At 61.6% G+C, this 22,485-nt stretch carries 30 protein-coding genes, 1 tRNA gene and 1 pseudogene; 8 read left to right on the top strand and 24 right to left on the bottom strand.

From position 1 onward, the window contains the following. Positions 1–11 precede the first annotated feature (11 nt). A complete protein-coding gene (gene fabA, locus ACK8OU_RS07205; RefSeq protein ID WP_410302695.1) occupies positions 12–521 on the bottom strand; it encodes a bifunctional 3-hydroxydecanoyl-ACP dehydratase/trans-2-decenoyl-ACP isomerase in 510 nt (169 codons plus the stop codon). 153 nt (positions 522–674) lie between these two features. Between fabA and irrA the strand changes: the two genes are divergently transcribed. Continuing rightward, positions 675–1,097, top strand: coding sequence for an iron response transcriptional regulator IrrA (gene irrA / locus ACK8OU_RS07200; RefSeq protein ID WP_410302694.1), 423 nt, complete (start codon positions 675–677; stop codon positions 1,095–1,097). A gap of 93 nt (positions 1,098–1,190) precedes the next feature. On the opposite strand, the gene efp is transcribed toward irrA, so the two are convergent. After that, entirely contained in the window at positions 1,191–1,757 is a 567-nt protein-coding gene (efp, locus tag ACK8OU_RS07195; RefSeq protein WP_410302693.1) for an elongation factor P, read from the bottom strand. Positions 1,758–1,861: 104 nt separating this feature from the next. Between efp and epmA the strand changes: the two genes are divergently transcribed. After that, complete coding sequence (gene epmA, locus ACK8OU_RS07190) at positions 1,862–2,902, top strand: EF-P lysine aminoacylase EpmA (RefSeq protein WP_410302761.1); 1,041 nt, start codon at positions 1,862–1,864, stop codon at positions 2,900–2,902. A 69-nt stretch (positions 2,903–2,971) separates the two neighbouring features. On the opposite strand, the gene pth is transcribed toward epmA, so the two are convergent. From pth to ACK8OU_RS07175, 3 genes are all read right to left on the bottom strand, one after another. Continuing rightward, the gene (gene pth, locus ACK8OU_RS07185) at positions 2,972–3,679 is read right to left on the bottom strand and encodes an aminoacyl-tRNA hydrolase (RefSeq protein ID WP_410302692.1); all 708 of its coding nucleotides are present in this window, start codon (positions 3,677–3,679) and stop codon (positions 2,972–2,974) included. A gap of 117 nt (positions 3,680–3,796) precedes the next feature. After that, positions 3,797–4,405, bottom strand: a complete 609-nt coding sequence (locus ACK8OU_RS07180) for a 50S ribosomal protein L25/general stress protein Ctc (RefSeq protein ID WP_410302691.1) — start codon at positions 4,403–4,405, stop codon at positions 3,797–3,799. A gap of 130 nt (positions 4,406–4,535) precedes the next feature. Next, the gene (locus ACK8OU_RS07175) at positions 4,536–5,699 is read right to left on the bottom strand and encodes an alpha-hydroxy acid oxidase (protein WP_410302690.1); all 1,164 of its coding nucleotides are present in this window, start codon (positions 5,697–5,699) and stop codon (positions 4,536–4,538) included. Positions 5,700–5,823: 124 nt separating this feature from the next. Between ACK8OU_RS07175 and ACK8OU_RS07170 the strand changes: the two genes are divergently transcribed. Then, entirely contained in the window at positions 5,824–6,597 is a 774-nt protein-coding gene (locus ACK8OU_RS07170; protein ID WP_410302689.1) for a ZIP family metal transporter, read from the top strand. Between the two features lie 47 nt (positions 6,598–6,644). Here the strand turns inward: ACK8OU_RS07170 and trpA are convergent, their stop codons facing one another. Then, complete coding sequence (gene trpA / locus ACK8OU_RS07165) at positions 6,645–7,436, bottom strand: tryptophan synthase subunit alpha (protein ID WP_410302688.1); 792 nt, start codon at positions 7,434–7,436, stop codon at positions 6,645–6,647. 179 nt (positions 7,437–7,615) lie between these two features. Between trpA and ychF the strand changes: the two genes are divergently transcribed. Together ychF and ACK8OU_RS07155 are read left to right on the top strand one after the other, a co-directional pair. Then, entirely contained in the window at positions 7,616–8,713 is a 1,098-nt protein-coding gene (gene ychF / locus ACK8OU_RS07160) for a redox-regulated ATPase YchF (protein WP_410302687.1), read from the top strand. Positions 8,714–8,789: 76 nt separating this feature from the next. Continuing rightward, positions 8,790–8,879: transfer RNA gene (locus ACK8OU_RS07155), tRNA-Ser, on the top strand. Positions 8,880–9,031: 152 nt separating this feature from the next. Here ACK8OU_RS07155 and ACK8OU_RS07150 read toward each other — a convergent pair. The 10 genes from ACK8OU_RS07150 to ACK8OU_RS07105 form a co-directional block, all read right to left on the bottom strand. Further along, positions 9,032–9,739: a hypothetical protein gene (locus ACK8OU_RS07150; RefSeq protein ID WP_410302686.1), complete on the bottom strand. Its 708-nt coding sequence runs from the start codon at positions 9,737–9,739 to the stop codon at positions 9,032–9,034. Continuing rightward, a complete protein-coding gene (locus ACK8OU_RS07145; RefSeq protein ID WP_410302685.1) occupies positions 9,736–10,467 on the bottom strand; it encodes a hypothetical protein in 732 nt (243 codons plus the stop codon). Before ACK8OU_RS07145 ends, ACK8OU_RS07150 begins: the two co-directional genes overlap by 4 nt. 3 nt (positions 10,468–10,470) lie before the next feature. Continuing rightward, on the bottom strand, positions 10,471–10,875 hold the full coding sequence (locus ACK8OU_RS07140; protein WP_410302684.1) for a hypothetical protein: 405 nt from the start codon (positions 10,873–10,875) through the stop codon (positions 10,471–10,473). Position 10,876: 1 nt separating this feature from the next. Next, on the bottom strand, positions 10,877–11,062 hold the full coding sequence (locus ACK8OU_RS07135; protein WP_410302683.1) for a hypothetical protein: 186 nt from the start codon (positions 11,060–11,062) through the stop codon (positions 10,877–10,879). 261 nt (positions 11,063–11,323) lie between these two features. Then, entirely contained in the window at positions 11,324–11,602 is a 279-nt protein-coding gene (locus ACK8OU_RS07130; protein WP_410302682.1) for a hypothetical protein, read from the bottom strand. A 142-nt stretch (positions 11,603–11,744) separates the two neighbouring features. Beyond that, a complete protein-coding gene (locus tag ACK8OU_RS07125) occupies positions 11,745–12,326 on the bottom strand; it encodes a hypothetical protein (RefSeq protein ID WP_410302681.1) in 582 nt (193 codons plus the stop codon). 114 nt (positions 12,327–12,440) lie between these two features. Then, positions 12,441–12,719, bottom strand: a complete 279-nt coding sequence (locus tag ACK8OU_RS07120; RefSeq protein ID WP_410302680.1) for a hypothetical protein — start codon at positions 12,717–12,719, stop codon at positions 12,441–12,443. A 3-nt stretch (positions 12,720–12,722) separates the two neighbouring features. Further along, a complete protein-coding gene (locus ACK8OU_RS07115; RefSeq protein WP_410302679.1) occupies positions 12,723–12,959 on the bottom strand; it encodes a helix-turn-helix transcriptional regulator in 237 nt (78 codons plus the stop codon). Positions 12,960–13,114: 155 nt separating this feature from the next. Next, positions 13,115–13,549, bottom strand: coding sequence for a hypothetical protein (locus ACK8OU_RS07110; RefSeq protein ID WP_410302678.1), 435 nt, complete (start codon positions 13,547–13,549; stop codon positions 13,115–13,117). Further along, positions 13,549–14,874: a tyrosine-type recombinase/integrase gene (locus tag ACK8OU_RS07105; RefSeq protein ID WP_410302677.1), complete on the bottom strand. Its 1,326-nt coding sequence runs from the start codon at positions 14,872–14,874 to the stop codon at positions 13,549–13,551. The genes ACK8OU_RS07110 and ACK8OU_RS07105 overlap by 1 nt, the downstream gene beginning before the upstream one ends. A gap of 516 nt (positions 14,875–15,390) precedes the next feature. On the opposite strand from ACK8OU_RS07105, the pseudogene ACK8OU_RS20625 reads away from it, so the two are divergent. Next, positions 15,391–15,510, top strand: a pseudogene (locus ACK8OU_RS20625) (DUF3883 domain-containing protein); the annotation flags it as partial. A 77-nt stretch (positions 15,511–15,587) separates the two neighbouring features. Then, positions 15,588–16,280 carry an AraC family transcriptional regulator gene (locus tag ACK8OU_RS07100; RefSeq protein ID WP_410302676.1) on the top strand — a complete coding sequence of 231 codons (693 nt, stop codon included), beginning with the start codon at positions 15,588–15,590 and terminating at the stop codon, positions 16,278–16,280. On the opposite strand, the gene ACK8OU_RS07095 is transcribed toward ACK8OU_RS07100, so the two are convergent. The 4 genes from ACK8OU_RS07095 to ACK8OU_RS07080 form a co-directional block, all read right to left on the bottom strand. Further along, entirely contained in the window at positions 16,242–16,562 is a 321-nt protein-coding gene (locus ACK8OU_RS07095) for a DUF1801 domain-containing protein (protein WP_410302675.1), read from the bottom strand. The genes ACK8OU_RS07100 and ACK8OU_RS07095 overlap by 39 nt on opposite strands. A gap of 7 nt (positions 16,563–16,569) precedes the next feature. Continuing rightward, entirely contained in the window at positions 16,570–16,959 is a 390-nt protein-coding gene (locus ACK8OU_RS07090; protein ID WP_410302674.1) for a VOC family protein, read from the bottom strand. Positions 16,960–17,314: 355 nt separating this feature from the next. Then, the gene (locus tag ACK8OU_RS07085; protein ID WP_410302673.1) at positions 17,315–17,929 is read right to left on the bottom strand and encodes a LysE family translocator; all 615 of its coding nucleotides are present in this window, start codon (positions 17,927–17,929) and stop codon (positions 17,315–17,317) included. 2 nt (positions 17,930–17,931) lie between these two features. After that, positions 17,932–18,381: an Lrp/AsnC family transcriptional regulator gene (locus tag ACK8OU_RS07080; protein ID WP_410302672.1), complete on the bottom strand. Its 450-nt coding sequence runs from the start codon at positions 18,379–18,381 to the stop codon at positions 17,932–17,934. Between the two features lie 203 nt (positions 18,382–18,584). On the opposite strand from ACK8OU_RS07080, the gene ACK8OU_RS07075 reads away from it, so the two are divergent. Then, the gene (locus tag ACK8OU_RS07075; protein WP_410302671.1) at positions 18,585–18,755 is read left to right on the top strand and encodes a hypothetical protein; all 171 of its coding nucleotides are present in this window, start codon (positions 18,585–18,587) and stop codon (positions 18,753–18,755) included. A gap of 149 nt (positions 18,756–18,904) precedes the next feature. Here the strand turns inward: ACK8OU_RS07075 and rfbA are convergent, their stop codons facing one another. Genes rfbA through rfbC form a run of 4 tightly spaced genes read right to left on the bottom strand, consistent with a single transcriptional unit; the run spans position 18,905 to position 22,313 of the window. Next, the gene (rfbA, locus tag ACK8OU_RS07070; protein WP_410302670.1) at positions 18,905–19,807 is read right to left on the bottom strand and encodes a glucose-1-phosphate thymidylyltransferase RfbA; all 903 of its coding nucleotides are present in this window, start codon (positions 19,805–19,807) and stop codon (positions 18,905–18,907) included. Positions 19,808–19,829: 22 nt separating this feature from the next. Further along, positions 19,830–20,690 carry a dTDP-4-dehydrorhamnose reductase gene (gene rfbD, locus ACK8OU_RS07065; RefSeq protein ID WP_410302669.1) on the bottom strand — a complete coding sequence of 287 codons (861 nt, stop codon included), beginning with the start codon at positions 20,688–20,690 and terminating at the stop codon, positions 19,830–19,832. After that, entirely contained in the window at positions 20,687–21,736 is a 1,050-nt protein-coding gene (gene rfbB / locus ACK8OU_RS07060; RefSeq protein ID WP_410302668.1) for a dTDP-glucose 4,6-dehydratase, read from the bottom strand. The genes rfbD and rfbB overlap by 4 nt, the downstream gene beginning before the upstream one ends. A gap of 4 nt (positions 21,737–21,740) precedes the next feature. Continuing rightward, entirely contained in the window at positions 21,741–22,313 is a 573-nt protein-coding gene (rfbC, locus tag ACK8OU_RS07055; protein ID WP_410302667.1) for a dTDP-4-dehydrorhamnose 3,5-epimerase, read from the bottom strand. Positions 22,314–22,485 lie beyond the last annotated feature (172 nt).

The following is a 22,485-nucleotide window of genomic DNA, read 5'->3' as shown; positions in this document are numbered from 1 at the left end:
CGTTCGTTGGGTCAGCTGGCGGACAGCGCGACCTTCATGTCCTTGACCTGATAGATGACCTCACCGTCGGCTTCGACGATGCCGTCGGCCACGCCCATGGTCAGCCGGCGGGTCTGTACCGCCTTGGTGAAATCGACCTTGTAGGTCAGCATCTTGCGGTCGGGGCGCACCATGCCGGTCAGCTTGACCTCACCCACGCCCAGGGCATAGCCGCGCCCTTCCCAGCCGCGCCAGCCCAGGTTGAAGCCGGTCAGCTGCCACAGCCCGTCCAGGCCCAGGCAGCCCGGCATGATCGGGTTGCCGGGGAAATGGCAGGAAAAGAACCACAGGTCGGGGTGGATGTCGAATTCCGCCACCACATGGCCCTTGCCGTGCAACCCGCCATCGGCCGAAATGTCGGTGATCCGGTCCATCATCAGCATCGGCGGTTCGGGCAACTGGGCATTGCCGGGCCCGAACAGTTCGCCCCGCGCGCATTTCAAAAGATCGTCACGGTCGAAGCGTGTCGGATAGAGTGCCATCGGCCCACCCCTTATCTATCGGTTTCCATCCCTCTAGCACCCGCCCGGCGCGGCGCGCAAGGCCCGCCCCGCGCCACAATGGGCGCATCCGGCCCTTTGGGCATTGAATTCTTCGGCTTTTGGCGCATATATGGACCCTGAGGAGACTGTATCGTGACTCAGAAAACCCAAGCAACCGATCGTGGCCAGAAGTGGCTGGCAGGCGCGGGGCTGCGGCCCACCCGGCAGCGGCTGTCGCTGGCCTCTTTGCTGGTCGGCGACGGGATGGATCGCCACGTCACCGCCGAAGGACTTTATGCTGCCGCGCGCGATGCGGGCGAGGCCGTTTCACTGGCCACCGTCTACAACACGCTGCGCGCCTTTTGCGATGCCGGCCTGATGCATGAAATCACCGTCGATGGCACGCGGTCCTATTTCGACACGCGGATGGACGATCACCCTCATTTCTTCTGGGAGGATACGTCCGACATCACCGATGCCCCGCCCGAGGAACTGGAAATCACCCGCGTTCCCGCCGCCCCCGCCGGGGCCGAGGTCACGCGCGTCGATGTTGTGATCCGGGTCCGCAAGATCTGATCCGATACGGCCGTGCCAAAACCGAAACGCGCGCCAGTGGCGCGCGTTTCGGTTTTGGGCGGGTCCGAAGGCCCGCCCCTGTCCCCGCCCGGATCAGTCCTTGGCGCGTTCCACATAGGAATTGTCCTCGGTGTTGATGATGATGCGGGTGCCCACGCCGATATGCGGCGGCACCATCACCCGGATCCCGCCGCTGCAGGTCGCGGGCTTGTAGGAGGACGAGGCCGTCTGCCCCTTGACCACGGGCTCGGTTTCCTCGACCTCGACCGTCACCTTCTGCGGCAGTTCGATGGCGATCGCCACGTCCTGGAAGGTTTTCAGCCAGACGCGCAGCCCGTCGCGCAGGTGCACCTTGGCATCGCCCACGACATCCTCGGTCACGACGAGCTGTTCATAGGTCTCGGGTTCCATGAAGTGATAGCCTTCGCCGTCTTCATACAGGAAATCATATTCCTTTTCCTCGACATGGGCACGCTCGACCTGTTCGGTGGTACGCCAGCGTTCCGACACCTTGGTGCCGTCGGAAATGCGGCGCATGTCGACCTGGGTCACGGGCGTGCCCTTGCCGGGGTGGAAGTTCTGGGCGGTCAGAACGACATAAAGCTGGCCGTCGATCTCGACGACATTGCCTTTGCGCAGCGAGGAGGCGATGACTTTCACGGGTGCTCTTCCTTGTGATGAACAGGCCCGCGGCGTAAGGATGCGGGCGCTTGGCCCCGCGCCTAGCCTATCTGAACCGGAATTTCCAGCCGAAAGCCGCCGCAATGCCCCTGACCCCCTGGTGGAACCCCGAAACCCACGCCGACCGTCGCCCGCTGCTTCTGGCGCGCAATCGCATCCAGGCGGCGATCCGGGGATGGCTGGCCGACGAAGCCTTTACCGAGGTTGATCCCGCCGCCCTGCAGATCAGCCCCGGCAATGAGGCGCATCTGCACGCCTTCGCCACCGAGGCGATCGGCAATGACGGGCAGGGGCGGCGGATGTATCTGCATACCTCGCCCGAATTCGCGCTGAAAAAGCTGCTGGCGGCGGGCGAAACGCGCATCGCGGCCTTCGCCCATGTCTGGCGCAACCGCGAAAGGGGGGTGCTGCACAGCCCCGAATTCACCATGCTGGAATGGTATCGCACGGGCGAAGATTACACCGTCCTGATGCAGGACTGCGCCCAGATGCTGCGCCTCGCCGCCCGGGCCGCGGGCGCCACCACCCTGCGCTACCGCGACCATCGTTGCGATCCCTTCGCCGATCCCGAACGGCTCAGCCTGCCTGATGCCTTTGATCGCTACGCCGGCATTGACCTGATGGCCACGATCGCGCCCTCGGGCGAAACCGATGCCGGGGCGTTGCGCGCCCAGGCCCAGGCCGCAGGCTTGCGCCTCGCAGCCGATGACACCTGGTCCGACATCCTGTCCAAGGTGCTGGTGGACAGGGTGGAACCGCATCTGGGCCATGGCCGCGCCACCATCCTTGACCGCTATCCCGTGGCCGAGGCGGCGCTGGCCCGTCCCGCCCCCGATGATCCGCGTCTGGCCGAACGGTTTGAGCTTTACGCCTGCGGGGTGGAACTGGCCAATGGCTTTGGCGAACTGACCAACCCGGGCGAACAGCGCCGCCGCTTCCAGCTGGAAATGGACGAAAAACACCGCGTCTACGGCGAACGCTACCCGATTGATGAGGATTTTCTGGCGGCACTCGCCCTGATGCCGCCTGCTTCGGGCATCGCGCTCGGCTTCGACCGGCTGGTGATGCTGGCCACCGGCGCGCCGCGGATCGACGCGGTGATCTGGGCCCCGGTTGCGCCCTGATCCCTTCGGCTTTGCCGAAATATCCTCGGGGGTGAGGCGCGGAACGCGCCGAGGGGGGCAGACAGCCCCCTAGCGGCGGAACCGATCCACAAGCCGTTCCAGGGCCGAACGCGCCGGTTCGGGTTCCGGGGCTGCCTTGGCGGGGTGCACCGCCGCTGCCGCCACCGGCTTTGCCGCTGCCGTCTTCGCGCCCCCGGTCGAAGGCCGCGGCGGGGCGGTGCGCAGCGCAACCGCGTTCAGGAACCGCGCGCCATCGCCCGCCGCCAGCGCCGCCGCCCCGTCCGAAATCCCGCGCAGCAGATCCTCCAGCCAATCCTGATCGGCCTTGGCGAAATCCGACAGCACATAGCCCGCGACCCGGTCCTTGTGGCCGGGATGGCCAATGCCCAGCCGCACCCGGTGATAGGTCTCACCGACATGGGCATGGATCGAACGCAACCCGTTGTGCCCGGCATGGCCGCCGCCCGTCTTGACCCGGCAGCGCCCGGGCGCCAGGTCCAGTTCGTCATGGAACACGGTCACATCATCGGGCGCGATCTTGTAAAACCGCATCGCCTCACCGACCGATTGGCCGGACAGGTTCATGAAGGTTTCGGGCTTCAGCAGGACCACCTTCGTCCCGCCCAGATTACCCTCGGATAGCTGGCCCTGAAACTTCGACCGCCAGGGCGCAAAGCCGTGATCGGCGGCGATCCGGTCCACCGCCATGAAGCCGATGTTGTGTCGGTTCGCGGCATATTTCGCGCCCGGATTGCCAAGCCCTACCCAGAGTTTCATGCCCCCTCCGTTTCGCGCGCGACCTTAACGGCGGGGCAGGGGGGCGCGCAACCCTGCCCCAAATGAAAACGCGGGGCCGGTGATGGCCCCGCGCTTCCCGGTTCGCTTGTGCGAAGATCACTCTTCGCCGGCTTCCTCATTGTCCGACGACCGCAGGCCCGAGGGCGCCGCGATGTTGGCGATGACGAAGTTGCGGTCGATCGTCGGCTTGGCGCCGGCGGGCAGGACCACGTCGTTGATGTGGATCACGTCGCCGATCTGCTTGCCGGTCAGGTCGACCACGATCTGTTCGGGGATGTCACCGGCCAGCACTTCCAGTTCCACCTCGGGGCGGACCACGGTCAGCGTGCCGCCACGCTTCAGCCCCGGCGAGGCTTCGTGGTTCACGAATTCGACGTGGATGAACAGCGCGATGCGCGAATTGCGGTGGGTGCGCATCAGGTCGATATGGGTCGGCAGATCCTTGACCACATCGCGCTGCACGCCGCGGCAGATCACGCGGACGTCTTCCTGGCCTTCAACCTTCAGGTTGAACAGCGTCGACAGGAAGCGGCCCTTGCGCAGGCGGGTCAGCAGCTTGTTGTAGTCGAGGTTGATCGGCTGCGGGTCCTTGCCGTCGCCATAGACGATGCCGGGCACATAGCCCTCGCGACGCGCTTGACGAGCGGCCCCCTTGCCTGTCCCCGTCCGCACCACAGCTTCGAGATTTTCGATCTCTTTGGCCATTGGTCTTCTCCATAGGTCAATAGGTTACCGGGCCTCCTCCAAGGGTGCAGGCCCGCAAGGTGGCCCGGTTACCCGCGATGGGCCCGAAAGGCAAGGGGGAATCTATCTGGCCCGGGTCCGGGGCGGCGGGCTATTCGTAGGCGCCCAGAAAGCCCTTGGGCAGAGCCAGGTTGTGCCGCCCCAGCGCGGTGACATCGCGTTCCCCGCACAGCGCCATGGTGATGTCCAGTTCCTTGCGGATCACCTCAAGCGCCTGGGTCACGCCGGCTTCGCCCATGGCGCCAAGCCCGTGGATATAGGCGCGCCCGATATAGGTGCTGCGCGCCCCCAGTGCCAGCGCCTTGAGCACGTCCTGCCCCGACCGGATGCCGCTGTCCATATGCACCTCGATCCGGTCGCCCACCGCCTCAACGATGTGTGGCAGCATGCGGATCGCGGACAGCGCGCCATCCAGCTGGCGCCCGCCGTGGTTCGACACGATGATCGCATCGGCGCCGAAATCGGCGGCCATGCGGGCATCGTCTTCATCCAGGATGCCCTTCAGGATCAGCTTGCCGCCCCACTGGTCGCGGATGCGTGCGATCTTGGACCAGTCCAGTTGCGGGTCGAACTGCTCGGCGGTCCAGCTCATCAGGCTTGACGCATCGCCCACGCCCTTGGCATGACCCACGATATTGCCAAAGAAACGCCGGGGCGTACCCAGCATTTCCAGACCCCAGGCCCATTTCGTCGCCAGGTTGACCAGCGTGGGCAGGGTCAGTTTCGGCGGGGCCGACAGGCCGTTCTTCAGGTCCTTGTGGCGCTGGCCCAGAATCTGCAGATCCAGCGTCAGCACCAGCGCCGAACAGTTCGCCTTCTTCGCGCGTTCGATGATGCGGTCGACGAAATCCTCGTCCTTCATCACATACAGCTGGAACCAGAACGGCTTGGTCGTATGGGCGGCCACATCCTCGATCGAGCAGATCGACATGGTCGACAGGGTAAAGGGCACGCCGAATTTCTCGGCTGCGCGGGCGGCCTTGATCTCGCCATCGGCGCGCTGCATCCCCGTCATGCCGACGGGGGCAAGGGCCACGGGCATCGTTACCTTCTGGCCGATCATCTGCGTTGCGGTGCTGCGCCCCGACATGTCCACCGCCACCTTCTGGCGCAGGCGGATCTGCGCGAAATCGGTGGTGTTTTCGCGGAAGGTCTGTTCGGTATAGCTGCCGCTTTCGGCATAATCATAGAACATCTTCGGCGTATGCCGGCGGTGCAGCCGCTTGAGGTCGTCGATGCAGGTGATCACGGGCATGCGGGACTCCTATGGCCGGATTTGGTCATTCGCTTTTACCAATCCCGGCGGGGCCGTGCAATCGGTACGGCGCGGCTTGCCTTTTTGCCGCGCCCGGTATCCAGTGCCGCAAACGGAGGGGGCGATGAGCGTCATTGTCTGGGGCCTTTTGGGGAGCCTCTGCGCCGGGCTGATGACCGGGGTGGGGGCGTTGCCCGTTTTGTTCGGCCGCAGCATTTCGCGGCAATCAAGCGATGCGCTGCTGGGCTTTGCGGCAGGGGTGATGCTGTCGGCCTCGTTCTTCTCGCTGATCCTGCCGGCGATCGAGGCCGCCGAACGGGCCGGCGGATCGACCTTTTCGGCCGCGCTGGTCGCGGCGGGGGGGATTGTTCTGGGGGCGATCGCGGTTGCCGCGATGAATGAGATGCTGCCACATGAACATTTCATCGAAGGCCGCGAAGGCGCCGATCCGGGCGCGTTGGCCCGGATCTGGCTGTTCGTGCTGGCGATCACGATCCACAATTTCCCCGAAGGCATGGCCGTTGGCATCGGCTTTGGCACGGGTGAGATTTCACACGGGATGTCCCTGGCCATCGGGATCGGGTTGCAGAACGCACCCGAGGGGCTGGCCGTGGCCGTGGCGCTGCGGGGGCAGGGCTATGACCGGCGCCGCGCCTTTGTGATCGCGCTGCTGACCGGGCTGGTCGAGCCGATCGGGGGGCTGTTGGGGGCGGGGGCCATGACGCTGGCCGCGCCGCTATTGCCCTGGGGGCTGGCCTTTGCGGCGGGGGCGATGCTGTATGTCATCAGCCACGAAATCATCCCCGAAACCCACCGCCACGGTCATCAGAACAGGGCGACCGCCGGGCTGATCCTGGGTCTGGTGCTGATGATGATCCTGGATGTGACACTGGGCTAAGGGCGCGTCCCGGGGCCGATCAGGCCCCCCGGTTCAGGCCCCCTGGATCAGGCCTTGTGCGCCCCGCCGGCCAGCGCGGCCACGCGGTCCAGCACCTCGGGCACGGGCTTGCCCTCGCCGATCAGCTTGACGATGGCCGATCCCACGACGCAGCCATCCGCAACCCCGGCAATGGATTCGGCGGCCTCGGGCGTGGTGATGCCAAAGCCCACGATCACGGGCAGATCGGTCTGCGCCTTGATCCGTGTCACCTCGGGGGCGACATCGCCGGCCTGCGCCGCCGCGGCCCCGGTGATGCCGGTGATCGAGACATAATAGACAAAGCCCGACGTGTTCTGCAGCACCTTGGGCAGACGCTTGTCATCGGTGGTGGGGGTCGCCAGGCGGATGAAGTTCAGCCCGGCCCTTTGCGCGGGAATGCACAGTTCGCTGTCTTCCTCGGGCGGCAGGTCCACCACGATCAGCCCGTCGATTCCGGCGGCACGCGCATCGTCCAGGAACCGGTCCACACCCCGGTTGTAGATCGGGTTGTAATAGCCCATCAGCACGATCGGGGTGGTGTCGTCGCCCTTGCGGAATTCGGCCACCATATCCAGCGTCTTTTGCAGCGTCTGCCCGCCATCCAGCGCGCGCTGGCCGGCCAGCTGGATCGTCGGGCCGTCGGCCATCGGATCGGTGAAGGGCATACCCAGTTCGATGATGTCCACGCCCGCGCCCGGAAGCCCCTTCATCACCTGAAACGATGTTTCAGGATCGGGATCGCCCGCCATGATATAGGCGACGAAGGCTTTCTTGCCCGCAGCCTTCAGTTCCGCGAATTTGGCGTCGATCCGAGTCATCTTGGCTTCCTCTTCTGCCCCGGTCCGGGTTTGCGGCATGGGGCGGGGAAAATCAATGGGCCTTGGCAGGGGATCGGGGAAGGGGGGATCGGGGCAGGCGGCCTGGCCCCGGTCTCTTGCCTTGCCTTGCGGCCCCCGCGCGCGTAATAGGCGCGCAAGGTCAGCGAAGGGGAAAGATCATGGGTTTCAAGATGGGCATCGTCGGGCTGCCGAACGTTGGCAAATCGACGCTTTTCAACGCACTGACCCGCACTGCCGCCGCGCAGGCCGCCAATTTCCCCTTCTGCACCATCGAACCCAACGTGGGTGAGGTTGCCGTGCCCGATGCGCGGCTGGACAAGCTGGCCGCCATCGCCGGGTCCAAACAGATCATTCCCACGCGCATGACCTTTGTGGATATCGCGGGTCTGGTAAAGGGCGCGTCCAAGGGTGAGGGGCTGGGCAACCAGTTCCTGGCCAACATCCGCGAGGTGGACGCGATCGCCCATGTGCTGCGCTGCTTTGAAGACGGCGACGTGACCCATGTCGAAGGCCGCGTCGATCCGGTCGCGGATGCCGAGACGATCGAGACCGAGCTGATGATCGCCGACATGGAAAGCATCGAAAAGCGGCTGGCGAACCTGCAACGCAAGATCAAGGGCGGCGACAAGGAAGCGGTCGAACAGGAACGCCTGCTGAAATCCGCGCTGGCCGCGCTGGAGGCGGGCCGCCCCGCGCGCACCGTTGCGGTGGCCGATGATGACCGCAAGGCCTGGGCCATGCTGCAACTGCTGACCGCCAAGCCCGTGCTCTATGTCTGCAACGTCGAAGAGGCCTCGGCCGCCAGTGGCAACAGCCAATCCGCCCGCGTGGCCGAAATGGCCGCGGCGCAGGGTGCGGCTTCGGTCGTGATTTCAGCCAGGATCGAGGAAGAAATCAGCCAGCTGCCCGAGGATGAGGCCGCGATGTTCCTGGACGAGATGGGCCTGGCCGAGGCCGGCCTCGACCGGCTGATCCGCGCGGGATATACGCTGCTGGGCCTGCAAACCTATTTCACCGTCGGCCCGAAAGAGGCGCGCGCGTGGACCATCCGCAAGGGCACCCTGGCCCCGCAGGCCGCCGGCGTCATCCACGGCGATTTCGAACGCGGTTTCATCCGCGCCGAGACCGTCGCCTATGAGGATTACATCGCCTTCAAGGGCGAGGCAGGCGCGAAAGAGGCCGGCAAGTTCCGCGTCGAGGGCAAGACCTACGAGGTCAAGGACGGCGACGTCCTGCATTTCCTGTTCAACGCCTGAGCCAAAGCCCCGGAACTTCGCGCAGATGCAGAATTTGCCCTTGTCGGGCGCGAGCAGGGCGGATAAACGGATCAGCGGAGACGTGGCCGAGCGGTCGAAGGCACACCCCTGCTAAGGGTGCAGACGGGAAACCGTCTCGAGGGTTCGAATCCCTTCGTCTCCGCCACATACCATTGACTTTATTGGATAATTCGGTGCTTTCGCGATCCCTTGCATGTCGCACTGCATGTCGGGGAAAGGTCTAGATCGGGCCGGTTCGCAGCCCAGAAGCGGCGCGGGCGATCACGCGAACGTGAAGATTCCGTGCGCGAGACCGCGCTAATTGCCGACCGAGAGATACAGCTTGCCTGTAAGCTTTTGCAGTAGCTGTTGCCAGTAGTCGAACAACTCTTCCGCACATGTGTCGAAGCTGATCTGGTTTCCGCCGTCATCGAAGACAACCTTGGTGCCCCCGCCATAGGCTTGACCGTAGCTTTGGCCGTAGCCAATCGCGACGATGTGGGTGTTGGCGATGTGGGACATGCCGGTAGAAGGCTTCATATTGCCCGCCCCAGAAATCCTCACATGTTTTGAAGCATTGGTCACATCGCGAATGTAGCCAAAGTTAAGGTTTGTAGCCTGAACCGCTCCCCAAAAATCGCCCTTCTTCGCGAAGGACTTTCCAAATTCCGTTTCCAATTGAGACTTGAATTCATCGAACAGCCATTCGTGAAAATGAAACAAGGATGTGGCAAAGTTAATCGCCGTAGCAAATTCGCTGGATGACCCAAAGAACGATTTTTTGTTTGGGCTAAGAACATTGAGGAAATAATCTTCGCAGCCTGAAAGAACTTGTGTATTCTGGCCTGTGCCGCTCATTTTCAACCCTCTGCTAAGTTCATACTGAACGATGCGCCGAAGACTGTCACGAAGCAACGAAAAAGCCCCGACCGAAGCCGGGGCAGTTTGGCCTTGCTGATCTTCCGCCACAGGCCCGCGACGGAAGCTTGTGAGCGGCACCGGCTGGACGGGCCGCAATGGGGTCATTCTTCGGCGGGCGGTTCGGCGAAGGGCGCTTCGGCGTCAACGAAGGTTTCCCGCGCCTTGTTCGACTGCGCCGTGTCATAGGCGGCTTGCCGCAGCTTCGACATGCCTTGTTCGATCTTGTCGGCTTCATTGCCCACATTGATCGCATGAACCATCGCTTCGGCATCTTCGGGCGAGAAGTGCGTTACAGCGGTCATCACAAGGTCCATGCGGCGGGTTTCGCTCATGTCCGAGTTAAAGGCCGGGGCCGCGTTAAGGGCGGCGGCAATGTCGCTTGACGACTTCACAAGGCGCGTTGCTTCGGCGGGCCAAGCCGGATCGCCCTTCGCAGCCATTTCGCGAAAGATGGCACGGGTTTCAGCGTATAGCGCGGCCTTGTCGGGGTCGGCTGCAATGGGCGAGAAAGCGCGTTGCTTCGCGGCTTCTGCGTCCTTGTCTGCCTTGTCGCGGATATACGCAATGTCCTTGGCGACATGCGCGGCCAGCCGGTCATAAAGCTGGCGCGAAATTTCGTGCTTGTGGGGTTCCGTCTTGGTCGCGTCACCGGCCAGCTTCGAAATCCGACCAATGCAGTCTTTCACGGCGAAGTTGATGCGGTTCGCCGCCGCCGCGATAGACCCTTCGACTTCGTTTGGGCCGTATTTCCAGAAGTGAACCTTGAACCCGACGGTCGGGGTCAACATCATGTCTAGAAACTCGGCATAGGCAGGGTTTAGATATTTGGGCATGGTTCAGACTTTCCATTTCTGCCCGGTAGAAACTTCGATCTGCCATTCGGTTCCGCTGGCGTCGGTTTCATACCGGAATTTCAGGGGCTTTGCGCCGGGCGCAAGTTGATCGTTGAAGCCCACACTTGCGGGCGACGTGTCCTTGCCATGTTCAACCGTTCCTTCTTCGCTTTCGGTTAGTTCAGCTTCATAAGCCGCAAGACGCTTCATTAGGTCAGCTTGCTGATTGCGGCACCTTTCGCCGAACTCTTGGTTCGTGTAGCGCGGCACAAAGCGCAAAATCCCGTCGGCACCTTCTTCGACGTTCCACATGGGCGTTCCGTCCAGAGAATAGCCGATCAAACGCGGCGGCGCTTCGGTTGCGGCGACCTTTTTTTCTAACCGCTTTAGCCTCGCCTTGATCGACATTTCAACCGATCCTGTTTTCCAGTTCTTCAAGCTTCCGCTCGGTTTCAGCTTGGTCGGTCAAGCGGGCAACCGTTTGAAGCAAGAAGGCAAGCTTCCCGGCCAGATCAGGCGAAATCTCATTCGACCGACATTTGCGATAAAGTGTCGCCGCCTCTTTGCGAATATCTTCGATGGTATCCAGCTTCACGCGAACCCGTTTCGCCCCTTCCGGCTTGTCACCAACGGGGGCAGATACGGATTGCACGGGTGCAGGCCATGCAGAGGGAGGCGGGGCGTTCATCGTTGATTGTCCTAAAAATGCATTTTGGCAGCACGATTGGGCCGCTTAATCCAGCATAAGGGGAATGCATTCCGTTTTGTCAATACGCCTCTGATCGAATAACGCGACAAACAACACCCCATCCAAGCGCGACCCGCTATTGGGCCGCGGGAATGCAGCTATCTGCCACTAATTGCCCCAAGCCGATTGCAGTCGCAGCTTGTCCGCTTCGCTCAATTCGCGCTTCATCCATTTTAATTTGCGGCGGTGCCTTTCGGCTGACTTCCTGCCTCTTTCGATTTGCACTTCATCCAATAACTCGCCGGCGTTTTCGATTTTATTCTTTCTATTTTTCCATTTCTTGCTTTCGACCAAAACGCGACGCTGCATTTCGGCAACGTCTTCGCTCGTGAGCGGCGCACCGCGAAAGGCGTTTCGAAGTCGTTCTTCGGCATTCATTTCGTTCATACCCACATTATCCGTCCAATCTGGCCCCCATCCCCGCATCGCCGCATCGCCCCGCAGAAGGCGCAGGAAGGGCCTTCTCGGTTCCGGCACCCTGGACCAACCCCAAGCCCTGCCACGCCCTGCCTGCGGCCCGCTGGCGCAGCTAGTGCGGCCTGCCCAGAAGGGGGCGGCGGCTTGCGCTCATGTGATGTTCAAGGGTGCTGTCCCCTACAAGCACCGGCTCACGCAAACCCCTGCGCCGGTATTCGCGCCTGATCTGTTCGCGGGCGTTCGGTATGGTCGCGGCGGCGATTTGGAAGAATGCCTTATACCGATACCCGGTCAGGTCTTCGTCGCTGGCATCTTGCAAGTGTTCGATGAAAATCTTGGTCAAGATCGCGTAGTAGTCGCGAAAATAGTAGGTCGCATGATAGATAAGCTGTCTCGCGCACTCACGTTCCCGTTGATTGGACAACTTCGGCAAACCGTAGGTATTGCACAGACCCCAAAGGAAAATCTTTGCCCCGTTCTCGGCTTCGGTCCGAACAAAGCTGCAAATCCCGAACGTCGTCACGGACAACTGTTCGATGTATTCGCGGCAAAGATATTCCTCAACATCATGAGGCGGACAGATGCCGCGATGAATTATTCTGTCTTCGGCCATGTCGAAACGCTTTCTTAGCGCCTCATGTGCGCGGTTGTCGAACTCTGGCCTTAACGGCTTGTTCTTTGAAATCTTCATCATTTCGTCGTTCCTTATGCTTCCGAAGCGTAGCCATGCAAACAAACATGCAGAGAAATCTTCGGTTGGCATTATGTCTTTGATTTCGTTTCATCTTACGCCGCTGATCGCGGACGTTTACTCCGTCGAACCGTTGTTCCGCGCTGCGATAGCGGCATTGATCTGGTTGCGCATGTCGTCAATATCGACTTCGACGTAGTGTTCGCCGCGCGACAGGCAGTCAATCGCGACAACGCTTTCGGTCAACCAAAACGGCCCTTCGGCTTCGTCATGGCAAATCGCGACCGTCATTGCAGTCGGGAACTGCGGATTGCGCGCAGGGTGAAAGCTGCGGATGAACGCGGTATTCAGGATGAAGTGTTCGCCATCGACGGCACTTTTCACAAGAATAAGCATGGATCATCCCCGCGCGTGACGTGCGGAAGCCAGTTCGATGACCAATGCCTTGATCGTTTCGTCATCTGCGCCAACCGCGCGGGCTTGCATAACGGCGTCGATTTCTTCGCCGATCCAGCCAACGGCGCGGGCACCGATCTTGACCCTTTTCGGCCAAAGCCCGTGCTTTTCCCAATAGTATTGCGTAGATTTCGGAATGCCATATTCGGTATCAATCCGTTGCTGGCGCTTGATCTGCATGGCAGGTTCCTTTGTGTCTAACTGGACTTGGAACCATAATGCGCAAAGCTGTGGTGACTGGAAGCGAGGCGCTGTCCGGCAGGGTCAGGATTTGCCGGACACATCAAGAATGGACAAAATTAGTCAATGAAATCAAAGAAACGGAAACGTCACATCTACATTGACTTCGAACATGGCGAACGGTCAAGCCAGTCGTTGACCGTGCTTCGGCTTGGGATTTGGTCTACGCCCGCCGCCGCCATTTCCCGCGATAATACTTTGAACGCATTGCGCGGCTGATACCCCCGTAGTTCGACGTATCGGGCAACCCAATGCGCCTTGAAAATTGCCGAATACCTGCCGTCATCACCAACTGCGTTTGCCAAACCCAATGCCCGCATGAAACGGTCGGGGTTGATCGCGGCGGGCGCATCGGGGTCAGCTTGGGGCACAAGACCGGCCTTCACCGCCTGAAAAAACCAAAGCGCCAATTCGGGCGACACGGGTTGCCCACATGCCATTGCGTTCGCGATCTTCACAAGCCGGTCGCCGGCTTCTTCGCCGACATGTGGCAAGTGACCGTTGAACCCGCCGAAGGGAAGTTCTGCCATTAGACCGCCCCCCGCATCGGCACAACGTTTTCGCCGTCCTTCGGCTGCACGACGCTGCAATATTTCGACCAGTCAGCCATTAATTTCCGGCGTTTGGGCAACAGCGTTCCCCGCTGATAGGCGGCTTCGGCCTTGTCCTTCAAGCTATGGGCAAGCGCGTGTTCAATGACTTCTCGGGGATACGCGGTCATTTCACCGGCCCATTCGCGGAAGGTGCTACGGAAGCCGTGTTGCGTCAGATCAGCACGACCCATGCGATTCAAGACGTTGTTCAGTGCATTTTCTGACATTCCTCCGTTCCGCGACGTGCCGACGAAAACAAACGGATTGTCTTCTTCGCGCGGCAAGCCTTCCAGAAGGGCAATCATTTCATCGGTAAGCGGGATTTCGTGTTCTTTTCCCTTCTTCATCCTTTCGGCAGGAATGGCCCAAAGGCGATTTTTCAAGTCGAACTCTGCCCACACGGCAAGGCGCGTCTCGGAAGAACGGGTCGCCGTGAGTATGGAAAATTCAAGGGCGCGGGCTGCGGGTGCATCGCGGCCCCGAAGTTCGGCCATGAATGCGCCAATTTCGGGATACGGCAACGCGGCGTGATGCTTGGTAACTTGCAGGTCTTTCGGCGGGGTCAGTTCAACGTCCAGATGCCCTTTCCAGCGGGCGGGATTTTCACCTTTCGGCCTAAGACCCCGGAATGTCGCCCAATCAAGGATGTTTTCCATACGACCACGAAGGCGCATCGCGGTTTCATTTTTCTTGTTCCACAGGTTGCCGACGACTTCGCCCGACTTGTCTTGAACGTCCTGTTGCAGCACCTTCAAAACAAGGTCGGTATCAATGTGGGCAACGTTGAACTTGCCGATGATCGGGTTCGCGTAGGTTTCGAGCGTGTTACGCCATTGTTGCCGGTGCTTCGCGTTCTTGAACCCGCCTTCTTTCACGTCAACCTTCGCGGCGATGAAAGCCGATGCCGCTTCGGCGAATGTCATGATCCTGACTGCGGATTTTTCGCGCTTCCGTTCTTCCAGCGGGTCGATACCTTCGGCGATCTTCGTTCGCTCTGCCCTTGCCCGTTCACGGGCTACGGCTAGGCTGATCGCGGGGAACGGGCCAAGTCCCATCGCGCGGGGCTTGTTGCGCCCCGCCGTGGCCCCTGCGGCGCGCGTGGTGATCGTTCCGGCCAGCGCCGGGGGCACATAGCGCAGCACCCAAGACCGGCTTCCAGACGCGCCCACAGCGAGGTAAAGCCCCGGCACGGTGCCGTCGCTGTGGTATCCCGGTTTCAAGTTCCCTTCGACCGCCTTTGCGGTCAGCTTCTTTCCAGCCATGACCCATCATCCAAATGCATGTTCCTTTGCATGTTAGGATGCTGGAAAGTGTGGAATCCAACAAGGTCTAATTAGACGAGCAATCCCGGCAAGCCGTTGTGTTTCAAGGGATAATTTGGACGCCTTTGGACTTCCTTGGACGCCAGAGACGCGGACTTCCACTCCGCCACTCGCACAGTGCGAACCCGAAAACAGGTCCCTCGCGGGGCCTTTTTCTTTATGTGCCAAAGGGGTTGCAGGGACCATCCGCCCTTCGAGACGGCCCACCCGCGCGAGATCAGTCTCTGAACGCCCACCGTCTCTTTCCACCCGCCCCTCGCTCTCGGCGAGACGGGTTCAAAACCCCCGTATATTTCAGTGAACTGACGGGGTCGCGCTGCGCCCCTGTTTCACTGGTTCCGGCTTGTCTCAAAGCAGACGTAGACGCGACACGGGCGGCGTGGTGGTTGGTATGTCTTGGGAGTCTTGCGCGAAGTCTCTGATGACAAACGCAGTTTCCGCCCCTGGCCTGGTGCGATGTCAAACGGGGCCTGGACAGATCAAGAAAACGACCTGATCGTCGCGGATTACTTCGCGATGTTGGCCAACGACGTCTCTGGTCGTCCCTACAACAAGGCCGAGCATCGGCGCGGGCTCTCGCGGTCGGCAGTGCGGGACAAAGCTGGTGTTCCTGCCCACTGGATCAAGGACCGCCTTTGGTTCATGTTGGGCCTATGCGTTGCCCTGCCAATGATAACAATCCGCGCGTTCATCGCTGGACCTACACCTCTGCGGCGGATGAGGTATCGGTCGTATTGCCCGATGGATGTGTCGATATCCTTGTCTCTTCCTGTGGCAAGACCGGACGTGATCTGGTTCGCGTTACCGATTGGGATTTTTCGCCAAGACAGGTGAGGATCGCGGCGGGAATGTCCTTGATTGGCTATCGCTTGCGGCCTGGGGTTATCGTATCGCTGGCCGACCTCCAGATCGAAAACTACGACCTTTCAAATCTGGATGCAGAGATCGGGGATAGGATAAGGCATGATCAGGAAATTACCGAGATCATTGATGTCCTCGGCCTTCCAGGCAGCAGCGTGGAGCGGCTGGCCAGGCAACAGGGCGTATCCGAGCGGACCCTGCAACGTCACTTCAAGAAACTGTCCCTTCCCACCCCGGTCTTCTGGCGTCAGCTGGGACGGGCCAGACGGGCTGTTCAGGCATTGCCATACCGCGTTCCTCTCTCAGAGATCGCGTTGGAATATGGCTACAGCGATCAGGCCCATATGACGAGAGAGTTCGTGCGGTGGTTTGGACGGACGCCCGAACAACTGCGCCGAAACTCAAGCGTCATGGACGATCTGGCGCAACCTGGTCTGGGTAACTGGTCAGAGGAAATCACCCTGAAGCCTGCGGGCTTGGCGTAGAAAATCTTCGCATCGCTTTTGGGTGATGTCAGACAGGCGGGCGACTTTGATGTGACGGCGATGTTTGCCACGGCCTTCCAGAATTCCATCGGGATCGTCCAGCTGCGCGCCATGGGTAAACTCCAGGGACATGTGGCCTGTGTAGGCGAAGACACCGCAGAACTGCGATTTGGCATGCCCGGGATCGTTTTCGACAATGAGGCCGCCATATTTTTCAACGAATGCCGCGTTTGGCTCAACCGCCAGGATCAGGGCTTTCACCCGCTCGATCATCTCGTTCATCATGGCGTCACTCTGGCAGTTGCACCGCAGAGCAAATCTCGATCAGGTAGCCATTCGGATCGGCAACATATGAGGTCGTCTGCCCCCATGGCTCATCCCGCGCATCCTGAATGAGCGTAGCGCCAGCATCGATGGCCCTTTTCAAAGCGCCCTTGACGTCATCCGTCTCGAAGGCGATCTCGAATGTCGGGGCGTCCGGTCTGGGTGAAGCAGGGTTCTTTTCCAGCTGGCGCATCAGCGTTTTTGAGGAAAAGGCCAGTTTGGTGGCCCCGGTCACCAGTTCACCGTAATCGCCGCTTTCGTGAAGGAAAGCGCGTTCAAAACCGAATGCCTTTTCGAAGAAATCCACGGACGACGGGACGTCATCCACATACAAAATTGTATAGCGAAAGATCATTTGAAGGTCCTCAGACTGGGTTGGTGCAAGTTGGCACTACACCCCATTGACATTATATGTCTTGAAAAAAGCCGACAATCATCGGCTGTGCCGCGTTCGTTGTTTTGGGGTTCAGCGGTCCGCCGCTGCTCTTTTCATGAACATCGGCGTTGTCGGTCGAACTGCCCACACCTGCCGACAGTCTTCGACGGCCCCATGCCCACTTTGTCCTTGGCCAAAGCGATCTGGATCAGTTGCGTTGCGTTTTGCGCGCGCCTTTTCAATTGCGTCACTGTCTACGCCGCCGATCCGACAAAAGACCGTTAACATCCATAGCAGCACCGAATACATTTCCTGTACCTTCCTACTGGTTGGTTCAGACCAAGGCCGATGCCACCGCCCAGACGCCAAAGCCGATCAGCACCGCGCCGGACAGGCGCGAAACCCGGATCGTGAAACCTTCGGGCAGGCGGTGATGTGCCAGCGCGACACCGCCGCTCAGCAGGCCCCACCACAGCATCGACCCGGCGAAAACGCCGACCACCACCGGCCATGCGCCCGCAAACCCCGAGACCGAGGCAAGCCCCAGACCAGCAAACAGCGCCGCGAAGGACAGGATTGTCATCGGGTTGGTGATCGTCAGCAGGAAGGTTGCCGCAGTCGTGCCCAGCAGGTCGTGCGCCGATATCTTCGCTGTCGCGCGGGGCGGTTTCGGTGTCAGGCTTTTCCAGCCCAGCCACAGCATGAACGCCCCGCCGATCAGCCGCAGCGGCGTGTCGATCTGCGCCAGCACGCCTGAGAACGCGGCAAACCCCATGGCCGCGAGCGTCGCGTAGACACCATCGGCCAGCGCCGTGCCCAGACCGCCTGCCGCCCCGGCAACGAAACCGCGCTCCAGCGTGCGGTTGATGCAAAGCGCCCCGATCGGGCCGAGCGGCGCGGCGATGGCCAGCCCGAGTAGAACGGACTTCAGGAACAGGGTAGGGTCCATGACTACACTTCCTTTGGCGTGAACAAGCCGGGCACGGGCGAGGACAGGGCGATCACGGTTTCGCTGCGCCCGAGGAAACGATGCTCCTTCAGGCCGGCCAGAAACCCCTCGATCTCGGGCGGGGCGTTGACGCGGAGCTTGATCAGGTAGGCCCATGCCCCGGTGACATGGTGGCATTCCAGGATCAGCGGGTGGTTTTCCGCATAATCGCGAAAAGCCGTCTCATCCGCGTCTTCGCGCAATGCTATCCAGACGAACACCAGCGTCTGCATCCCCATCGCTGCCGGATCAAGATCGAGGGTGAACCGGCGAATGGCGCCCGAGGCAGTCAGCCGCCGGATGCGCTCGTTCACGCTGGACGGGGCCAGCCCGACACTGCCGCCGATATCAGCCAGCGATCTTTTCGCATCCAGGGCCAGAAGGCCGATGATTTTAAGGTCAATGTCATCCATGTCTGAAAAATAACCTATATTTACGCGATTTCAATATAAAATATTCCACCATAAGTGAATTTGACAGAATTTTTTATGGAAACATTCTGTCTTGCCCGTAAAATTGGTGCGAGAGCGGGGGCTTTGTAATCGCTGTTCTGGCCCCACCTTTCTGCTGAATCCGTAAGCTGCGATGCGCCCTTGTGTGAAGATTTGCACGGGAGATGTCAGTGGGAGTTCATCGGGATCGCGATATGGAGGCCGTTGGGTTCGTCGAACTTCTGGCGGCTCCGGGGCCCAAGCGACGCTGTTCGGATGAAGCGAAGGGGTGGATCGTGGCCGAGACGCTGATGGCGGATGTGACCGTGCCACGAAGCACAGGTCGTAGATGCTGATCGTGTTGGGCTCAGAGAAGGTCCGGCGCCGTGCCCATGCCCTTCGCCATCATACCCGCTGCCCGCAGCGGTGCGGGTCTGGCATGGGGAACGTCGCGCCGGCCTTTGCCGTTGGAGATGCGGGTCACGCGCCTGGCGCGCGCCTGTCATCAGGGGGCGAAGCCGGGTCTGTCCTGCGGGGTATGGATCAGCTGTTCAAGATACTTGCCGTAGTCGCTTTTCCCGAATTTCTCGGCGCGTTTCATCAGGGCATCGGCATCGATCCAGCCATTGCCGAAGGCGACCTCGTCGGGGCTGCCGGTCTGCAGGCCCTGGCGCTTTTCCAGCGTCCTGACGAAATTGCTGGCATCCAGCAGCGAGCTGTGCGTGCCGGTATCAAGCCAGGCATAGCCCCGGCCCATGCGGTTCACGCGCAGCTGGCCTTCGGTCAGGTAGCTTTCCAGAAGCGATGTGATCTCAAGCTCGCCGCGTGCCGAGGGTTGTACATCGCGCGCGCGGGCGGGCGCGGTGCCGTCCAGGAAATACAGCCCGGTCACCGCATAGTTCGACGGCGGAACGGTCGGCTTTTCGATGATCCGTGTTACCTGGCCCGCATCGTCAAAGGCGACCACGCCATAGCGTTCGGGATCGGCGACGCGATAGCCAAAGACCGTTCCCCCCGCGCCATTCTGGTCCGCCTCGCGCAGCAGGCGTTGCAGATCATGGCCGAAGAACAGATTGTCGCCCAGCACCATGGCGCTGGGGGCGCCGGCCAGAAAGTCCGCGGCCAGCAGATAGGCCTGGGCCAGACCGTCGGGCGAGGGCTGCGCGATGAAGGTGAAGGTCAGGCCCCACTGGCTGCCGTCGCCCAGCGTGCGGCGGAACTGGTCCTGGTCCTGCGGGGTGGTGATGATCGCGATTTCACGGATGCCCGCCAGCATCAGCACGCTGAGCGGGTAATAGATCATCGGCTTGTCATAGACCGGCAGCAGCTGTTTCGAGACGCCCAGCGTGATCGGGTAAAGCCGGGTGCCAGAGCCGCCGGCCAGGATGATCCCTTTGCGATTGGTCATTTAAAAACTCTCTTTCTGGTAATCATCTGCCTTCGCCCCCTGCCGCCATCTGGGTCAGGATCTGCCCCACATGGTCACGCCAATCGGGCCGCGGGATGCCAAAGGCCGCCGTCGTGGCGCTGCAATCCAGGCGGGAATTTTGCGGGCGGGCCGCGGGCAGGGGGTATTCGGCGCTGGGAATGCCGGTCAGCGTAACCGGACGGTTGGCCTGGCGGAAAATCTCGGCGGCGAAACCGTACCAGCTGACATCCGGGGCGCCCGAGAAATGGTAGATGCCCGATTTCGACGGATCGGCGATCAGCGCATCGGCAATTTCCAGGCAGGCCTCGGCAATCGCAAAGGCCGGGGTCGGGCCGCCGATCTGGTCGTCCACGACGCGCAGGCTGTCGCGGGTTTCGGACAGGCGCAGCATCGTCTTGAGAAAATTCTGCCCATGCGCCGAAAACACCCAGGAGGTGCGCAGGATCGCATGCACCGCGCCGCTGGCGCGCACGGCCTCTTCGCCGGCCAGCTTGCTGCGGCCATAGGCGCCCAGGGGGCCCCGGGCGTGATCGGGCGCGAAGGGCGCCGAGCCTGTGCCGGAAAAGACATAGTCGGTCGAGATATGGACCAGCGGGATCCCCAGATCGGCGCAGGCGGCGGCTATGGCGCGGGGGGCGGCGGCGTTGATGGTGGTGGCCAGCGGCTCTTCATCCTCGGCGCGGTCGACGGCGGTATAGGCGGCGGCATTGATCACCGCGCGGGGCGCGGTTTCGCGGATCGCATGGGCGCAGGCGTCGGGATCGGCCAGATCCGCCCGATCGCGCCCCAGCGCCAGCACCTCGGCCTGTGCCTGCAGCTCCGTCGCGACCTGCCCGGTCTTGCCAAAGACAAGGATGGTCATGCCGTCACCCCCAGCCGTTCGCCCACCCCCTTGCGGGCCAGCAGCGGGCGCCACCAGGATTCATTGTCCAGATACCATTGCACGGTGCGGCGCAGGCCCTGTTCCACCGTGACGCTGGGCCGCCAGCCCAGTTCGGTGCGGATGCGCGTGGGATCGATCGCATAGCGCGCATCATGGCCGGGGCGGTCGGCGACGAAGGTGATCTGATCGGCATGGCTGCCGCTGGCCCTGGGGCGCAGATCATCCAGAATGGCGCACAGGCTGCGCACAAGATCCAGGTTGCTGCGCTCATTCTCGCCGCCGATGTTGTAGGACCGCCCGATCCGTCCCTGTTCCAGCACCAGCAGCAGCGCATCGGCGTGATCCTCGACATACAGCCAGTCGCGGATATTGGCGCCGGTGCCATAGATCGGCAGCGGCTTGCCCGCCAGCGCGTTCAGGATCACCACCGGGATCAGCTTTTCGGGAAAGTGACAGGGCCCGTAATTGTTCGAACAATTCGTCAGAACCACCGGCAGGCCATAGGTTTCATGCCAGGCGCGGACCAGATGGTCGGAACTGGCCTTTGAGGCCGAATAGGGGCTGCGCGGGTCATAGGGCGTGTCTTCGGTGAATTTCACCGCCGGATCATCGGGCAGCGAGCCAAAAACCTCATCGGTGGAAATGTGATGAAAGCGGAACGCCTCGGGCCGGCCCTGCGCGACCCAATAGGCGCGCGCGGCCTCCAGCAGGTTGTAGGTGCCCACCACATTGGTCTGGATGAAGTCGCCCGGCCCGTCAATCGACCGGTCGACATGGGATTCCGCCGCCAGATGCATGATCGCATCGGGGCGATGGGTGGCCAGGATGCGGTCCAGCGCCGCGCGGTCACGGATATCGGCCCGTTCAAAGGCATAAAGCGGGCTGTCGGCGACGCCCGCCACATTGTCCAGGCAGGCCGCATAGGTCAGCGCATCAAGGTTGACCACCGCATGGCCCCGCGCCACCGCCAGCCGCACCACGGCCGACCCGATGAACCCCGCGCCGCCCGTCACAAGAATTTTCATCCGTTCAGTCCTTGTAAGCAAAGGGGCTGTCGAAATCGCGCAGCAGGGGCGCGGCGGCATCCTTGTCCGACAGGACCGGCGTCTGTCCGCCCAGGCCCCAGTCGATGCCGATGTCCGGGTCGTCGAAGCGCACCGCGCCATCGCATTCGGGCGCGTAATAATCGGAACATTTGTAGATGATTTCCGTATCCGGCGCGCGGGTGACAAAGCCGTGCAGAAAGCCCGCCGGGATCAGCAGCTGGCGGCCGTTGTCAAAGCTCAGCTCAGCCCCCACCCACTGGCCAAAGGTCGGGCTGCCCTTGCGGACATCGACGGCGACATCGAACAGGCACCCGCGTCCGCAGCGCACCAGCTTTGCCTGCGCATGGGGCGGGGATTGAAAATGCAGCCCCCGCACCGTTCCCACCTCGCGGCTGAGCGAATGATTGTCCTGCACGAAATCAAGATCGATCCCGTGTTCGGCCATGCGCGCCCGGTTCCAGCTTTCGCTGAAGAACCCGCGATGGTCGCCAAACCGGCGCGGTGTCAACATATAGACGCCCGGTAGGGTGGTTTCCTGCACATCCAGCAATGACATCGTTCAAATCCTGCTCGGTCCCTGGCCGTTCTAACCTGCAATCCGCCTTACCGGAAGGCGCCGGATGCCATCATCGGAACTGCCGTGCAAATCCCGCCCGTATCCGGCCCGGAAAGCCCGGCAGATACAGGCTGGCCGTGCCGCGGGGCTTTGCCGGTGCAGCCCGGGATCG

The sequence above is a fragment of the Pontitalea aquivivens genome, from assembly GCF_046507575.1.
In the GTDB taxonomy this organism is placed as follows: domain Bacteria; phylum Pseudomonadota; class Alphaproteobacteria; order Rhodobacterales; family Rhodobacteraceae; genus Pontitalea; species Pontitalea aquivivens.
Note: the sequence above shows the minus strand (reverse complement) of the source record. Positions and strands in the feature narration are given on the sequence as shown.

Coding starts and splice junctions, on each gene's coding strand:
- fabA (WP_410302695.1), bottom strand. CDS start 521: ATGGCACTCTATCCGACACGCTTCGACCGTGACGATCTTTTGAAATGC.
- epmA (WP_410302761.1), top strand. CDS start 1,862: ATGCCCCTGACCCCCTGGTGGAACCCCGAAACCCACGCCGACCGTCGC.
- pth (WP_410302692.1), bottom strand. CDS start 3,679: ATGAAACTCTGGGTAGGGCTTGGCAATCCGGGCGCGAAATATGCCGCG.
- ACK8OU_RS07180 (WP_410302691.1), bottom strand. CDS start 4,405: ATGGCCAAAGAGATCGAAAATCTCGAAGCTGTGGTGCGGACGGGGACA.
- ACK8OU_RS07175 (WP_410302690.1), bottom strand. CDS start 5,699: ATGCCCGTGATCACCTGCATCGACGACCTCAAGCGGCTGCACCGCCGG.
- ACK8OU_RS07170 (WP_410302689.1), top strand. CDS start 5,824: ATGAGCGTCATTGTCTGGGGCCTTTTGGGGAGCCTCTGCGCCGGGCTG.
- trpA (WP_410302688.1), bottom strand. CDS start 7,436: ATGACTCGGATCGACGCCAAATTCGCGGAACTGAAGGCTGCGGGCAAG.
- ychF (WP_410302687.1), top strand. CDS start 7,616: ATGGGTTTCAAGATGGGCATCGTCGGGCTGCCGAACGTTGGCAAATCG.
- ACK8OU_RS07150 (WP_410302686.1), bottom strand. CDS start 9,739: ATGACCCCATTGCGGCCCGTCCAGCCGGTGCCGCTCACAAGCTTCCGT.
- ACK8OU_RS07145 (WP_410302685.1), bottom strand. CDS start 10,467: ATGCCCAAATATCTAAACCCTGCCTATGCCGAGTTTCTAGACATGATG.
- ACK8OU_RS07140 (WP_410302684.1), bottom strand. CDS start 10,875: ATGTCGATCAAGGCGAGGCTAAAGCGGTTAGAAAAAAAGGTCGCCGCA.
- ACK8OU_RS07130 (WP_410302682.1), bottom strand. CDS start 11,602: ATGAACGAAATGAATGCCGAAGAACGACTTCGAAACGCCTTTCGCGGT.
- ACK8OU_RS07125 (WP_410302681.1), bottom strand. CDS start 12,326: ATGATGAAGATTTCAAAGAACAAGCCGTTAAGGCCAGAGTTCGACAAC.
- ACK8OU_RS07120 (WP_410302680.1), bottom strand. CDS start 12,719: ATGCTTATTCTTGTGAAAAGTGCCGTCGATGGCGAACACTTCATCCTG.
- ACK8OU_RS07115 (WP_410302679.1), bottom strand. CDS start 12,959: ATGCAGATCAAGCGCCAGCAACGGATTGATACCGAATATGGCATTCCG.
- ACK8OU_RS07110 (WP_410302678.1), bottom strand. CDS start 13,549: ATGGCAGAACTTCCCTTCGGCGGGTTCAACGGTCACTTGCCACATGTC.
- ACK8OU_RS07105 (WP_410302677.1), bottom strand. CDS start 14,874: ATGGCTGGAAAGAAGCTGACCGCAAAGGCGGTCGAAGGGAACTTGAAA.
- ACK8OU_RS07100 (WP_410302676.1), top strand. CDS start 15,588: ATGCGTTGCCCTGCCAATGATAACAATCCGCGCGTTCATCGCTGGACC.
- ACK8OU_RS07095 (WP_410302675.1), bottom strand. CDS start 16,562: ATGAACGAGATGATCGAGCGGGTGAAAGCCCTGATCCTGGCGGTTGAG.
- ACK8OU_RS07090 (WP_410302674.1), bottom strand. CDS start 16,959: ATGATCTTTCGCTATACAATTTTGTATGTGGATGACGTCCCGTCGTCC.
- ACK8OU_RS07085 (WP_410302673.1), bottom strand. CDS start 17,929: ATGGACCCTACCCTGTTCCTGAAGTCCGTTCTACTCGGGCTGGCCATC.
- ACK8OU_RS07080 (WP_410302672.1), bottom strand. CDS start 18,381: ATGGATGACATTGACCTTAAAATCATCGGCCTTCTGGCCCTGGATGCG.
- ACK8OU_RS07075 (WP_410302671.1), top strand. CDS start 18,585: ATGTCAGTGGGAGTTCATCGGGATCGCGATATGGAGGCCGTTGGGTTC.
- rfbA (WP_410302670.1), bottom strand. CDS start 19,807: ATGACCAATCGCAAAGGGATCATCCTGGCCGGCGGCTCTGGCACCCGG.
- rfbD (WP_410302669.1), bottom strand. CDS start 20,690: ATGACCATCCTTGTCTTTGGCAAGACCGGGCAGGTCGCGACGGAGCTG.
- rfbB (WP_410302668.1), bottom strand. CDS start 21,736: ATGAAAATTCTTGTGACGGGCGGCGCGGGGTTCATCGGGTCGGCCGTG.
- rfbC (WP_410302667.1), bottom strand. CDS start 22,313: ATGTCATTGCTGGATGTGCAGGAAACCACCCTACCGGGCGTCTATATG.